Source organism: Pseudomonas sp. DTU_2021_1001937_2_SI_NGA_ILE_001 (assembly GCF_032463525.1).
In the GTDB taxonomy this organism is placed as follows: Bacteria; Pseudomonadota; Gammaproteobacteria; order Pseudomonadales; family Pseudomonadaceae; genus Aquipseudomonas.
The window spans coordinates 4,901,952-4,916,141 of the sequence record NZ_CP135971.1; the positions used below are offsets into that span (position 1 = coordinate 4,901,952).

Annotated in this window: 10 protein-coding genes; 5 read left to right on the top strand and 5 right to left on the bottom strand. The window is 65.1% G+C overall.

The window, feature by feature from the left end; translation table 11 throughout:
• Nucleotides 1–262 precede the first annotated feature (262 nt).
• Nucleotides 263–733, top strand: coding sequence for a PA2169 family four-helix-bundle protein (locus tag RRX38_RS21425; RefSeq protein ID WP_315960579.1), 471 nt, complete (start codon nucleotides 263–265; stop codon nucleotides 731–733).
• A 61-nt stretch (nucleotides 734–794) separates the two neighbouring features.
• Here the strand turns inward: RRX38_RS21425 and RRX38_RS21430 are convergent, their stop codons facing one another.
• The 5 genes from RRX38_RS21430 to RRX38_RS21450 form a co-directional block, all read right to left on the bottom strand.
• Nucleotides 795–2,321, bottom strand: coding sequence for a sensor domain-containing diguanylate cyclase (locus tag RRX38_RS21430; RefSeq protein WP_315960580.1), 1,527 nt, complete (start codon nucleotides 2,319–2,321; stop codon nucleotides 795–797).
• A gap of 155 nt (nucleotides 2,322–2,476) precedes the next feature.
• Nucleotides 2,477–3,844, bottom strand: a complete 1,368-nt coding sequence (locus RRX38_RS21435; protein ID WP_315960581.1) for a heavy metal sensor histidine kinase — start codon at nucleotides 3,842–3,844, stop codon at nucleotides 2,477–2,479.
• On the bottom strand, nucleotides 3,834–4,511 hold the full coding sequence (locus RRX38_RS21440; protein WP_295471234.1) for a heavy metal response regulator transcription factor: 678 nt from the start codon (nucleotides 4,509–4,511) through the stop codon (nucleotides 3,834–3,836). The genes RRX38_RS21435 and RRX38_RS21440 overlap by 11 nt, the downstream gene beginning before the upstream one ends.
• Nucleotides 4,512–4,521: 10 nt before the next feature.
• The gene (locus tag RRX38_RS21445) at nucleotides 4,522–7,635 is read right to left on the bottom strand and encodes a multidrug efflux RND transporter permease subunit (RefSeq protein WP_295471233.1); all 3,114 of its coding nucleotides are present in this window, start codon (nucleotides 7,633–7,635) and stop codon (nucleotides 4,522–4,524) included.
• Nucleotides 7,632–8,789, bottom strand: a complete 1,158-nt coding sequence (locus RRX38_RS21450; protein WP_315960582.1) for an efflux RND transporter periplasmic adaptor subunit — start codon at nucleotides 8,787–8,789, stop codon at nucleotides 7,632–7,634. The genes RRX38_RS21445 and RRX38_RS21450 overlap by 4 nt, the downstream gene beginning before the upstream one ends.
• Before the next feature lie 415 nt (nucleotides 8,790–9,204).
• Here RRX38_RS21450 and RRX38_RS21455 point away from each other — a divergent pair, with 415 nt between their 5' ends.
• The 4 genes from RRX38_RS21455 to RRX38_RS21470 all read left to right on the top strand — a co-directional run bounded on the left by RRX38_RS21455 (nucleotide 9,205) and on the right by RRX38_RS21470 (nucleotide 14,189).
• Nucleotides 9,205–9,789: a fimbrial protein gene (locus RRX38_RS21455; protein ID WP_315960583.1), complete on the top strand. Its 585-nt coding sequence runs from the start codon at nucleotides 9,205–9,207 to the stop codon at nucleotides 9,787–9,789.
• Between the two features lie 60 nt (nucleotides 9,790–9,849).
• Nucleotides 9,850–10,599, top strand: coding sequence for a molecular chaperone (locus RRX38_RS21460; protein WP_315960584.1), 750 nt, complete (start codon nucleotides 9,850–9,852; stop codon nucleotides 10,597–10,599).
• A gap of 261 nt (nucleotides 10,600–10,860) precedes the next feature.
• The gene (locus tag RRX38_RS21465) at nucleotides 10,861–13,437 is read left to right on the top strand and encodes a fimbria/pilus outer membrane usher protein (RefSeq protein WP_410524843.1); all 2,577 of its coding nucleotides are present in this window, start codon (nucleotides 10,861–10,863) and stop codon (nucleotides 13,435–13,437) included.
• Complete coding sequence (locus RRX38_RS21470; RefSeq protein WP_315960585.1) at nucleotides 13,434–14,189, top strand: molecular chaperone; 756 nt, start codon at nucleotides 13,434–13,436, stop codon at nucleotides 14,187–14,189. The genes RRX38_RS21465 and RRX38_RS21470 overlap by 4 nt, the downstream gene beginning before the upstream one ends.
• Nucleotide 14,190 lies beyond the last annotated feature (1 nt).

The following is a 14,190-nucleotide window of genomic DNA, read 5'->3' on the forward strand; positions in this document are numbered from 1 at the left end:
TGCTGCGTGAAAGGGCCTGCCGCTTTCAAGGCAGGTTGATGATGATTGTTCTTCAATCAGGGAGGTGGCCGATGGCCAAGGCTTGCACTCTGCATGCTGGCAAAGTGTCCTTTCATGCAGAACGCAACTTCCTGGGAAGTTCAAAGTAATTTAAGTTGTTGAAATATAAGAATTTAATGTGATTTTTAAAGCTGGCATGAGCGCTGCAATATTCCAGGCAGTAACACTCGATTGGTATTAACTGCCTAGGAAGGATAGTGAAATGACTGACATCAACAAAGAGTCGATCAACCTGCTCAACGATCTTATCGAAGTCAGCAAGGACGGCCAGAAAGGTTTCGAGACCAGCGCTGAAGACCTCAAGAACCCCGAGATCAAGCGCTTCTTCCAGGCCCATGCCGCCGACTGCGCTATCGCCGTGCGTGAGCTGCAAGCCGAGGTTCGCGACCTGGGCGGCGACCCGGAAACCTCCTCCAGCCTCAGCGGTACCCTGCACCGTGCCTGGGTTGACCTGAAGTCGCTGGTGACCGGCAAGAGCGACGAGGCCATTCTCAACGAAGTAGAGCGCGGCGAAGACAATGCGCTGAAGAATTATCGCGAAGCCCTGGCCAAGGCTCAGGAAAAGGCACTGCCTGCCAATGTGGTCAGCCTGATCCAGAAGCAGCTGGAAGGCACCCAGCGCAATCACGATCAAGTGAAGGCACTGCGTGATCAGGTACGTCGCCAGGCCTGATCCCCTGCGGCTGTACCACTGCCTGGCGTGAGCCGCCAGGCGCTCGACGAACCGCCCACCCTCAGGTGTCGGCGGTTCGTTGCGTATTGAAGGCCATGAATTCCACCCGGTTGCGCCCCTTGTGCTTGGCCTCATAGAGCGCCTTGTCGGCGGTGTCGATCAGGCTGGCGGAATTGTCCAGGGGGCGAACCTGGGCGCTGCTCACGCCGATGCTCACGGTCAGCGCCTGCTGGCCGGGCTCGAAGGGCGGCAGGGCCATCACGGCACGACGAATGTTTTCCGCCAGGTTCAGGGCGCCCTGGCGGTCAGTCGCCGGCAGCAGCACCAGGAATTCCTCCCCGCCGTATCGGGCCGCGAAATCGGTGTGCCGATGAATGCTGTCGGCAATGCATTTCGCCACCAGGCGTAGCGCCTGATCGCCGCCCAGGTGTCCGTGGCGTTCGTTGAAACGCCGGAAATGATCGACATCCACCATCAATACGGCCAGCAGGTCACCCGAGCGCTGCGCGCGTGCCCACTCCGAGGCCAGCACCTTTTCCAGCTGGCGACGGTTGGGCAGCCCGGTCAGGCCGTCGGTGGCGGCTTGACCGGCCAGTTCGTTTTCCGCTCGCTGGCGAAGGCGCAGCTCGCGGATCAGTTGCAAGGTCAGCCAGAGCCACCCCAGGCACAGGATGCCGGTGGCGCCGCCGACCAACAGCGCATTGCGTCGCCAGGTGGCATAGACCCCGGATTCCGGTTGGGTGATGACCACGATCAATGGCAGCCCCTTGACCCGGCAGAAGCTGTACACATGGTTGTGGCCGTGTTCCGCCGCGTAACCGATGAAACTGCCTTCGGGGTGTTCCAGGATGCGCCGGTAGTTGGCGTCGCTGGAGAGGTCGGTGCCGGTCTGGTCGCGCTCGTCTTTGTCGGGTTCGCGGACCAGCAGGGTGGCATCGGTATTGATCAGGCTGATGCTGCTGTCGGCGCCCAGTGACTGGCTGCGGAACAATGGCCGGAAATAGGCCAGGCGCATGGCGGCACTGGCCACGCCGAGGAACTCGCCGTCCGCTGCGCTGAGGCGGCGGCTGAAGCTGATGCTCCAGTCCTTGAAGCCCCAGCGCGCCTTGAACGGTCGGCTGACGTACAGTTCCTGGGTGTTGCTGTCCTGGTGATAACGAAAGAAATTGCGGTCGGCGAAATTGTCCTGGCGCGGGGCGCCCGGCAGGGCCTCGGCCAGCACGGCCCCGTGTTTGTCGAGCAGGACCAGGTCACCCATGTAAGGAGCCGTGCTGGCGCGGTCGAACATCACCAGGCGACGCAGGTCGGTTGGCAAGGCCATGATGTCCGGGCGTCGCCAGGCTCTGATCATGCCCAGGAGCGAGGCGTCATACAGTTGCGCGGTACGCTGCACGTCGGCTTCGATCAGGCTGATGATATTGAACGCCGAACGCGAGGCGCTGAGCATGGCATCGGCGCGCTCGCGGGCCAGAAGCGAAGCGACGATCGTCAGGATGGCCAGCATCGACAGCAGGCTGCCGCCGATCAGTAGAACTTCGGAGCGCGTCCATCCGGCACTGGAGCGATGCTGGAGTGCGGGTGCGTTCATGACCACCACTCGATTGGATAGGTAACGGCGATTCCTGAGACCGCTAAGGTGGGTGCCGTCGGGCCTGGTATATCAGGTTTTCGGCAGCCTGCTGAAGATCAAGAGGGGCGGCCGGACCTTTGTTCGAGTGAGTTCGCGCCTTGTACTCGAAGGCCTCAGCGGCTCGGCAGGCTGATGCCGAAACGATTGACGCCGGCGTTGCTGCTGGCGAATACCGAGCCGCCGTGCATCAGCGCGATGGCCTTGACGATGGCCAGGCCCAAGCCGTGGTTGGCGCCGCTGTTGCTGCGCGAAGCGTCCACCCGGTAGAAGCGCTCGAAGAGCATGGGCAGATGCGTTTCGCCAATGGCGGGCCCAGGGTTGCTGACGCTGACATGGACCTGGGCGTCGACGGTGTCGATCTCGACACGGATGGTCTGTCCCGGCGAGGTGTGTTGCACGGCATTGTGCAGCAGGTTGATCAGCGCCCGGCGCAGCAGAGCCTTTTCCACCGGGGCGCTGGCATCGCCTTGCACTTCGACGCTGACCTGGGCGTCTTCGAGTATGAAATCCAGATAATCCAGGGTGGTCGCCACTTCGTCGGCCAGGGGCGTACAGGTCAGCTCCCTGGCCTTGCTGCCCTGGTCGGCACTGGCCAAGAACAGCATGTCGTTGACGATCGAGCGCAGCCGTTCCAGTTCTTCGAGGTTCGACTGCAGCACCTCGAAGTAGTCTTCGGCCGAGCGCCCGCGAGTCAGCACCACCTGGGTCTGGCCGATCAGGTTGGTCAGTGGCGAGCGCAGTTCGTGAGCGACATCGGCATTGAACGACTGCAGGCGCGAGTACGCCTGCTCGACCCGCGCCAGGGTGGCGTTGAAGGCCTGGACGAAGCGCGCCAGCTCCGGTGGCAGCGGCGACAGCTGCAAGCGCTGGGAAAGGTTGGGGGGCGACAGCTTGTCGGCTTCCTGGGAAAGGCTGGTCAAAGGTCGCAAGCCGATGCGTGCCACCCAGTAGCCCAGCAGCGAGGCGAGCAGCACGCCCAGTGCCGCCAGACCCACCAGGGCCACCAGCAGGGCGTGCTGGGTCTGGCGAAACGGGCGGGTGTCGATGGCGGTGAGAAAGCGCAGGGCAGGGCGCTGGTCGCGGGCCGCGAACTCGCTGACCAGCACCTTGTAGGGAAAGGGTTGGCCGGGCAGGGTCAGGTCGCGCATGCCCGGCGCGCCCTGAGCGAAGCGGCGAATCTCGGCGTCGGGGTGGCCGTACTCATAGGTCGGGTCGGGGCTGACCACCCAGAAGCGGATGCGTTTGTCTTCTTCGCTGAGCAGGTTGAGCTTGTTCTTCAGCTTGCTCCAGTGTTCGGCATCGCCGAAGCGCTTGATGGTCGACTCCAGCACGCTATAGCGCGCGTCGACCTCCGCCTCGGGCAGCAGGTCGAGGTGCTTGTCGACCTGCAGGTACAGGGCCCAGCCGATCAGCAGGAACACCCCGAAGGCGACCAGGGCGAACAGGCCGGCCAGGCGCAGGGCGATGGAGTCAGCCCGCACGGCGGTCCTCCAGCACATAGCCCATGCCGCGGATGGTATGCAGTAGCTTGTGCTCGCAAGGGCCGTCGAGCTTGGCACGCAGACGCTTGATGGCCACTTCGACGACGTTGGTGTCACTGTCGAAATTGATGTCCCAGACCAGCTCGGCGATCGAGGTCTTGGAGAGAATCTGCCCCTGGCGACGCGCCAGGACACTGAGCAGGGCGAATTCCTTGGCGGTCAGTTCCAGGCGCACACCGGCGCGGCTGGCCTTGCGGCTGAGCAGGTCGATGCGCAGGTCGGCGATGCTGATCTGTACCGGCTCCTGGGCGCTGCTGCGGCGGGTCAGGGCCTGCAGGCGGGCGACCAGTTCAAGAAAGGAAAAGGGTTTGCCCAGGTAGTCGTCGGCGCCTTCCTGCAAGCCGCGGATGCGATCGTCGACCTGCTCGCGGGCGGTGAGCATGATCACCGGGGTCTGCTTGCGCGCCCGCAGGGCACGCAGCACACCAAAGCCGTCCAGGCCGGGCAGCATCACGTCGAGGACGATCACCGCGTATTCGTTTTCCAGGCTCAGGTGCAGGCCTTCGATACCGTCGCCGGCCAGGTCGACGCTGTAGCCCTGTTCGCTCAGGCCGCGGTGCAGATAGTCGGCGGTCTTGCGTTCGTCTTCGATAATCAGCACGCGCATGCCGGGCCTCTCAGGAGTGCGCCGCCTGTGGCGCGGCGGGCGCGCTGCGGCGATGGAACAGGCGTTCGAGTTGCAGGTAGATCACCGGCGTAGTGAACAACGTCAGCACCTGGCTGAGCAACAGGCCACCGACCACGGCGATGCCCAGCGGCTGGCGCAGTTCGGCGCCGACCCCGAAGCCGAGCATCAGTGGCAGAGCGCCGAACAGCGCCGCCAGGGTGGTCATCATGATCGGCCGGAAGCGCGTCAGGCAGGCCTGGTAGATCGCTTCCTGGGGCGACAGGCCCTGGCCGCGCTGCGCCTCCAGGGCGAAGTCGACCAGCAGGATGCCGTTCTTCTTGACGATGCCGATCAGCAGCACCACGCCGATCAGCGCCATGATCGAGAAGTCCTGGCCCATCAGCCACAGCAACAGCAGGGCGCCGATACCGGCCGAGGGCAGGGTGGAGATGATCGTCAACGGGTGTACGAAGCTCTCGTAGAGCACGCCGAGGATGATGTACACCGCCACCAGCGCGGCAAGGATCAACCAGGGCTGGTTGGCCAGCGAACTCTGGAACGCCTGCGCTGCGCCCTGGAAGTTGCCGATGATCGAGGTGGGCATGGCGATTTCCGCCTTGGCCTCGTTGACCATGCGTACCGCGTCGCCCAGCGCGACGCCGGGCGCCAGGTTGAACGACAGGTTGGCGGCCGGGAACATGCCGTCGTGGCTGATCGAAAGCGGCCCCATGACCGGCGCGCTGACGCGGGCCACCGCCGACAGCGGCACCATGTCACCGCTCAGTGGCGAGCGCAGGTAGAAATAGCCGAGGCTTTCGGCGCGGCCACGTTGGCGTACGTCGAGTTCGAGAATGACCTTGTACTGGTTGGTGTCGGTCTGGAATTCGCTGATCTGCCGCTGGCCGAAGGCGTCGTAGAGCGCCTGGTCGACGTCGGCGGTGGTCAGCCCGAAACGCGCGGCGGCGCCTCGGTCGATGTCGATGTGGGTGACGCTGCCGCCCAGTTGCAGGTCGTTGGACAGGTCGCGGAACGCCGGGTTTTCCCGCAGCTTGTCGGTCAGGCGCTGGGTCCACAGGTTGAGCAGGTCACCGTCGTTGCTCTTGAGCACGTATTGGTACTGGCTGCGGCTTGGACCGGGGCTGAGGTTGATGTCCTGGCCGGCCCGCAGGTACATGACGATGCCGGGCACTTTGGCCAGCTTCGAACGGATGCGGTCGATGAACTGGCTGGCTGACACGTCGCGCTGCCCGCGCGGCTTGAGAGAAATCCAGAAGCGCCCGCTGGCCAGGGTCTGGTTGCTGCCCGAGGCGCCCACCGCATGGGAGAAGGCCTGCACCGCCGGGTCGGCGGCGACGATCTCGGCCAGGGCCTTGTGCTTGGCGACCATGTCCGGGTACGAGATATCGGCGGCGGCGTCGGTGGTGCCCAGCACCATGCCGGTGTCCTGGATCGGAAAGAAGCCCTTGGGGATCATCACGTAGCTGGCCACGGCCATGGCCACGGTGAGCAGGAACACGCCGAGGGTGATGCGTTGGTGCGCCAGGGCCTGGCGCAGGCCGCGTTCATAGAGACTCAGCAAGCGCTCGCCGAAGCCCGGTTTGGCGTGTTCGGCATGCTTGGGCGCGCGCATGAACAGCGCGGCCAGGGTCGGCGCCAGGGTCAGCGACACCAGCACGGAAATCATGATGGTGGCCGTGGCGGTGAGGGCGAACTCCTTGAACAGCCGACCGACCACGCCACCCATGAACAGCAGCGGAATGAACGCGGCCACCAGCGAGAAGCTGATCGATACCACCGTGAAGCCGATTTCTCCGGCGCCCTTGATCGCGGCCTCGCGCTGGCTCTGCCCGGCTTCCAGGTGCCGGTGGATGTTTTCCACCACGACAATCGCGTCGTCGACCACGAAGCCGACGGCGATGACGATGGCCACCAGGGTCAGGTTGTTGAGGCTGAAGCCGGCGATGTACATCATCGCGCAGCTGGCCACCAGCGAGACGCCCAGCACGCTGGTGACGATCAGCGTGGCCGAAAGCTGGCGCAGGAACAGCGCCATCACCGCCACCACCAGCAGTACGGCGATGCCCAGGGTCAGTTCCACTTCATGCAGCGAGGCACGGATGGTGCGCGTGCGGTCGTTGAGCACCGAGACTTCCACCGAGGCCGGCAGCATCGCGGTCAGGCGCGGCAGTTGGCCAAGCACGCGGTCCACGGTCTCAACGATGTTCGCTCCCGGCTGGCGGAACACCACCAGGCTCAGGCCGGGGCGTTGCCCGGACCAGGCCTGCACATAGGCGTTTTCCGAACCGTTGACGACCTTGGCCACGTCCTTGAGGTACACCGGCGCGCCGTTCTTGTAGGCGACGATCAGCTGCGCGTAGTCCTGGGCTTCGAACAACTGGTCGTTGGCCGACAGGGTCGAGACGCTGTCCTTGCCGTACAGCGCGCCCTTGGCCAGGTTGAGGCTGGTCTGCTGCAGGGCCTGGCGCACGTCGGAGAGGTTCAGGCCCAGCGCGGCGAGTTTTTCCGGGGCGGCCTGCACGCGGATCGCCGGGCGCTGCTGACCGGATACCGCGACCTGGCCGACCCCTTCGATCTGGCTGATCTGGCGCGACAGCAGGGTCTCGGCCAGGTCGCTCAGCTCGGTGCCGGGCATCAGGTCGGAGCTGACGCTGAGAATCAGCACCGGGCTGTCGGCCGGGTTGACCTTGCGCCAGGTCGGCAGGCTGGGCATGTCCGCCGGCAGACGCCCGGCGGCGGTGTTGATCGCCGCCTGGACTTCCTGGGCGGCGGTGTCGATGCTTTTGGTCAGCGAGAACTGCAGGGTCAGGTTGGTCGAGCCCAGGGCACTGCTGGAGGTCATCTGGGTCATGCCGGGAATGGCGCTGAACTGCACTTCCAGTGGCGTGGCCACCGACGAGGCCATGGTTTCCGGGCTGGCGCCGGGCAGCTGGGCACTGACCTGAATGGTCGGGAATTCGGCCTCCGGCAATGGCGCGACCGGCAGGCGCGGGAAGGCGATCAGTCCCAGCAGGACCAGGGCAAAGGTCAGCAGCAGGGTGGCGATAGGGTGGTCGATGCACCACGCCGACAGCGCACCCTGGCCTTTGTGCTGAGGGGCGCTCATGGCTGCACCGTGGCTTGCACCACGCCGCTGTTCTGGCTGGGTGCTGGCGAGGCGTCGACCCGGGTGCCGGCCTTGAGCCGCGACTGGCCGTCCTCGACCAGCTGGTCGCCGGCGCTGGCGCCGCTGATCAGGGTCATGTCGCTGTTCTGGTACAGCACCTTGACCGGAACCACCTCGGCCTTGCCGTCACGGATGCGGAACACATAGTGCTGCTCCAGCCCGCGCTGCACGACTTGCGGCGGCACCTTCAGGGCATCGCGCTCGATACCGGTCTGGATTTTCACGGTCACCAGCTGGCCGGGCCACAGTGCCTGGCGCGGGTTGTCGAAACGTGCCTTGGCGCGGATGGTGCCGCTGCCGGCCGACACCTGGTTGTCGATCAGGCTCAGTCGGCCGCTGCCCAGCAGCGTGCCGTTCATGTCATCGCCCAGCCAGGCCTGCACCGGCGCTTGCTCGGGCTGCGCCAGCAGACCCTGCAGGGTCGGCAGCATCTGCTGCGGCAGGGAGAATTCCACGGCGACCGGGTCGATCTGGGTCACCGAAAACAGCCCGTTGGCATCGCTGACGCGCAGGAAGTTGCCTTCATCGACGTTGCGGATACCGACCCGGCCGGTGACCGGCGAAAGGATGCGGGTGTAGGACAACTGCACCTGGGCCGCTTCCAGGGTGGCCTTGTTGGCCTGCACCGTGGCTTCGAGCTGCAGCACCTGGGCCTGTTGCTGGTCGAGGGTCTGCCGGGAAATGCCGTTGTCGCGGCTCAGGTCGCGATAGCGCTTGAGGTCCAGACGCGCGACGTCCAGCTGCGCCTGGCTCTGCGCCATCTGGGCCTTGGCCTGTTCAACGGCGGCGCGGATGGCGCGGTCGTCGAGGGTGGCGAGGAGGTCGCCGGCCTTGACCTGCTGGCCTTCCTTGACCTGCACCTTGGTGAGAATGCCGTCCACCTGCGGGCGAATCACCACGCTCTGCAGCGACTGCACGGTGCCGATACCCGTGACGAACAGGGGCACATCGGCGCTTTGCAGGCTGATGACCTTGACCGGCACCGGGGCCGGCGGCTGCTTGGGCGTGGCGGCCGGGCGGGTCAGCCACCAGGCGCTGGCGCCGATGGCAAGCAGGGCCGTGAGGGCCAGTACGGTGCGGGTCGATCTGTGCATGGGCAATGGGCGTCGGGATGGCGGTGGGCGGGTGGCAGGAAGCTGTCTTCTTATAGCCTGCCGACCGGGTCAGCAGACTGACGCCTGGCTGTCAGGATTGTCAGAAAAGTCGCGACAGGCATTCTGACGTTTTTCTTCACCCAGAAAGTTCGGCACAGGCCTGGGTTTCTTGAGTCGCTGTGCATCGACGCATGAAAGCCTGGCTTGAAGTTTATGTCGGACACTTTCGGTGTGAGCGGCGGTTTATGGCGCCTGCAAACAGGTTGCGTTTTTTCTTACAGAAACGGATTTCAGCTTGTAGGGAATGTTCTTTCCTTGTGTGCGTAATGGCCTGACAGCGGGTAAGTCGAGCCGAGCCTATAGTGCTCGCCGTCCTCTAGGGGCAATCCGGAATAACACAAGGAACGTTGTTAGCATGAAAAAACTGTCTCTGACCATGACCGTACTGGGCACCCTGGCAATGGGCCTGATGGGTACTGCCCAAGCCGCCAACAACGGCAAGCTGATCTTCAATGGCACCCTCACCAACATGACCTGCGACGTGGGCGCCGGCAGCGGCGTCAGCCCGGGCAGCAACCCTGGTGAAATCAACGTCGACCTGGGCAATGTTTCGTTCGCGGACATCGGCCTGTCGAGCGAAAGCAAGCTGCAGACCGCAACGCCCATTCAACTGCTGGTCAACTGCAGTGCCGGAGCGGCGCAATACAACACCGTGAAGATGCGCTTCGCCGCCCGTAACGGCAGCGGCCTGGACAACAACGACCAGAGCCTGCTGCGCACCACTGGCGCCGCCGATGGCGTGGGCATCGGCCTGATCAACGCCTCGAACGTCCTGATGGACCTGTCGGGCAGTGAAACCATCGACAAGCCGCTGATCAAAGACGGTGCTGGCGGTGCTACCGCCCAGCTGGATTTCGGTGCGGTCTATGTGCTCAACGGTACGGCGACCAACCCAGGCAACGCCGATGGCTTCATGCCGTTCGTGATGGATTACGAGTGATGCCGACGGCAGGGCGAAGCACTTCGCCCTGCCGCTTTCCAAGCCGAGGCGTTAGCCAGCATGTTCTTTTCCTTCATTCGTCATGCGCTGTGCGTGGTGTGCCTGCTCGGCATTTGCACGGCGCAGGCAGGCATCGTGATCAATACCACCCGTGTGATCTACCCGGCCGAAGACCGCGAGGTCAGCTTCGGGGTTTACAACAATGGCAGCGGGGAAATCCTCTTGCAGTCCTGGCTGGAACCCTATGGCCTTTCTGCCGAAGCGCCGCAGGGTGCGCTTGCGGACTTGCCATTCATCATGACCCCCGCACTGGCGCGCCTGGGCGCAGATGGCAAGCAACTGGTGCGCATCATCCATGCCGGGCGAGGGCTGCCCGCCGACCGCGAGTCGGTGTTCTGGATCAACGTTCAGGAAATTCCCCAGGTCGCGCGGGAAAACACCCTGCAGATCGCTGTGCGCCAGCGCATCAAGCTGTTCTTCCGCCCTCGGGAGCTGCCCGGTGATCCGGCGCGGGCGGCGGGCCAGTTGCAGTGGCGGCTGTTGCAGGGGGATCGCCTGGAAGTGTTCAACCCCGGGCCTTATCACGTGTCGATGCTGGGCATCGTGGTTCGCCAGGCAGAGCGGGAGCTGGCCAGGCATGAGAGCCGGATGATCGCGCCGCAGCAGCGCTGGCAGGTGTCGTTGAAGCCACGCAGCGGATCGGCTGCGCTGGACTTGAGCTTCATCGCCATCAACGACTTCGGCGGGCAGGAGCCCTATGCGGCCAGGTTGCAGGGCGATGCCCTGGCGCAGGCCGGCAAGGTCCCCTGAGGCGCGCCCAGCTCAATACCGAAGGGTGAGGACCCGTAGAAGCGGCTTCAGGCCCAGTAGGAGCGGCTTTAGCCGCGAAAGCGCGAGGAAATTCACTGCATCTGCTGTGAACAGGCGGTCGCTTCGCGGCTGAAGCCGCTCCTACCCGGTCCAATCGAATGGTATTGCGGCTAGGCCGCGCCCACAGACCGATCGAATTTTCATGCAGCGGGGCAAGGATGCCGCGAGGCACCCGCTACCCGAATAGAGTGAACACAGCTAATGGAATGGCTCACACAGAACAATAAGGGAACCAACGCCCGGCTGTTGCGTTGGCCGGGCAGACGCCTGGCCAGGTCGCTGGCCAGGCTGTCCGTCAAGCGCCGTTCGTTGCGCGTCGGAATGGGCCTGGGGCTGAGCGTTTCGTTCAGTGCCCTGGCCGACCCCGCGCAGGATCAGAGCCCTGCGCGGGCGCCACGCTTCAACACCGCTTTTATCCAGGGCAGCAGCCAGCCACCGGACCTGGAGGAATTCCTGCGTTCCAGTACGGTGTTACCGGGCACCTACCGGGTCGACATTCTGGTCAATCGGGCGCTGAGCGGGCGCCGCGACGTCGACTTCCTGCGCAACCCGCGCAGCGGGCAGGTCGAGCCCTGCCTGAGCCTGGAAGTGCTCCGCGAGCTTGGCCTGGATGTACAAAAGTTGCCGGCTGACGACGCATCGGGCCAGGCCTGTTATGACCTGGCGGGGCAGGTCGAGTTTGCCCGGGTCGACTACCAGCCCGGCTCGTTGCGGCTGAACATCAGCGTGCCGCAGGCGCTGATGGCACGCAGTGCGCGGGGCTACGTGTCACCGCAACTGTGGGATGAAGGCGCGGCCGCCGGCTTCGTCAATTACAGCTACAACGCCACACGCCGCCGCGCTCGCGGGCAGACCGGCGAGCAGCACTACCTGGGCTTGCGCAACGGCGTGAACCTCGGGGCGTGGCGCCTGCGCAACGAGTCGTCACTGACTCAGGGCGACGCGCAGCCGTACCGCTTTCGCAGCAATCGCACCTTCGCGCAGCGCGATATCACCGCGCTTAAGGGCCAGCTCACCCTCGGCGAAACCTTCAGTGACGGGCAGATCTTCGACAGCGTGCGCTTTCGCGGCGCGGCACTGGTCTCCGACGATGCCATGCTGCCGGACAGCGAACGCTTGTACGCCCCGGTGGTGCGTGGTGTTGCACAGAGCAACGCCACGGTGGAAGTGCGCCAGAACGGCTTCCTGCTGTTCAGCGGCAACGTCTCGCCCGGCCCGTTCGAGATCACCGACATCTACCCCAGTGGTTCCAATGGTGACCTGGAGGTCACGGTGATCGAGGCCGATGGCCAGCAACGGCGTTTCATCCAGGCCTATGCCTCGCTGCCGGTCATGGTGCCGGCCGGCACCTGGCGCTACAGCCTCAATGCCGGGCAGGTCGACGACTATGCCGGGACGGCGGCGCCGAATTACCTGGCGGGTGCGTGGATCTACGGGCTGGGGGAGGCGCTTACCGGTTATGGCGGCGTGCAGTGGGCCGAGGACTACCAGGCGGCCAACCTCGGCGCCGGGTTCGGCACCGCGCTGGGCGCGCTGTCTGCCGACCTGACTCGTTCCAGCAGCCGTCTGCAGGGTCGCCAGCGCAGCGGCCAGAGCCTGCGCCTGCGCTACGCCAATACCCTGGACATCACCCGCACCACCCTCGCGGTTGCGGGCTATCGCTATTCCACCGAGCAGTACCGCAGCCTGGGCCAGCATGTCGAGGAGCTGGACAGTCGCACCGCCGTCATCCCGACCGGCCGTGCCCGTGACCGGCTGGAACTCAACCTGACCCAGGCATTGCCTGATATCGCCGCCAGCCTGAGCCTGACCGCTTCGGAGCAACGCTACTGGAACCTGCCAGGCAAGACCCGGCAGCTGTACCTGGCCTGGAATTCGTCCTGGCGCACGCTGAGCTACAGCCTGTCGCTGGAGCGCAACCAGTCGTGGAGCCGGTTGGGTGAAGCACTGACCGATAACCGTGTCGCGCTGAGTGTGACCCTGCCGCTGGGCGACACCGCCCGTGCCTCACGTCTGTCGCTGAACGCGGTGCGTGACAGCCGTGGGGAATCCAACTTGCAGGCCGGCCTGAATGGCCAGGTGCTGGATGACCGGGACAGCTTTTATTCGGTCCAGGGCGGTCACGACAGTCGCTCGGGCAGTTTCGGTTCGGGCAAGCTCAGTACCCTGGCCCGTTTCGGGCGCTTCGAGGCAGGCTACAGCCAGGGCCGCGATTACCAGAGCCTGGCGCTGGGAGCCGCCGGCTCGGTGGTGGTGCACGGCGGTGGTATCAACTTCGGCCAGACCCTGGGCGAGACCTTTGCGCTGGTCGAGGTCCCCGGCGTGCGCGGTGCCAGCCTGGCGTCATCCCGGCAAGTGGAGACCGCCGCCAATGGCTACGCGGTATTGCCTTATGCCCAGCCTTATCGCACCAACTGGGTCAGCCTCGACACCCGGCAACTGGGCGCCGATGTCGAGCTGGATAACGCCATTGCCCAACTGGTGCCGCGTCGCGGTGCCATGCCGGTGGTGCGTTTCCAGGCCTCGGTCGGGCGGCGGGTGCAGTTCGAGCTGCTGCGCGCGGATGGTTCGCCATTGCCCCTAGGTGCCAGCGTGGAGGACGGGCAGGGCAAGGTGTTGGCCAGCGTCGACCCGACCAGCCAGGCCCTGGTGTTGGTCGAGCAGGACAGTGGCCGCCTGACGCTGCGCTGGTCGGAGCAGCGTTGCAGCGCACCCTTCCAGCTACCTCCACGTGAGGCGGGGCGGGCCTATGACCGGCTCAAGGTGGTGTGCCAATGACGGCCCGCCGACACTGGCCGTGGCTGCTGCTGGTGATGGTCTGCGAGGTGCAGGCCGCGCTTTCGCTGGGTGGTACGCGGCTGATTCTGGTCGGCCGCGAGGCAAGCCTCGAGCTGCACAATGCGGCGAATCGCGAAGCCTTGGTACAGGCCTGGCTGACGCCTGCCACTGACGATCAGGCCCCCGGCGGCGCCGACCCGCAGCCGGCCTTGCCATTCGTGGTGACTCCGGCCTTGGTCCGCCTGCCGGCCCATGGTCGGCAACTGTTGCGCGTGCTGTACCACGGCCAAGGCATGCCGACAGGGCGTGAGTCGTTATTGCACTTGTACGTGCTCGAGGTTCCTCGACGGGGGGAGGCCGCGCAGCAGCTGAGCATTGCCGTGCGCCAGCGCATCAACCTGTTCTATCGCCCGCCCGGCTTGCCGGGCGATCCGGCCGCGGCGGTCACCGGGCTGCGCTGGTCGTGGCGCCAGGCCGGGGACGGTCCCAGGCGCCTGCGAGTGGATAACCCGACGGCCTTCCACGTGGTCTTGCTCGACCTGAAGGCTGGCAGCCAATTGCTGCAGTCTCATCGGTTGCTGGCGCCAGGCCAGACCGCCGAATGGACTGCCAGTGGGCCGGCGACGCGTCGCCTATCGTTCAGGTCGCTCACCGACTACGGCGGCCAGCGCAGCTATTGCGTACGTTTGACCGAACAGGTGCCTGCCATGCCGCGCCTGTCGAATTCTCCCTCTTTCATGGACGACTGCTGAT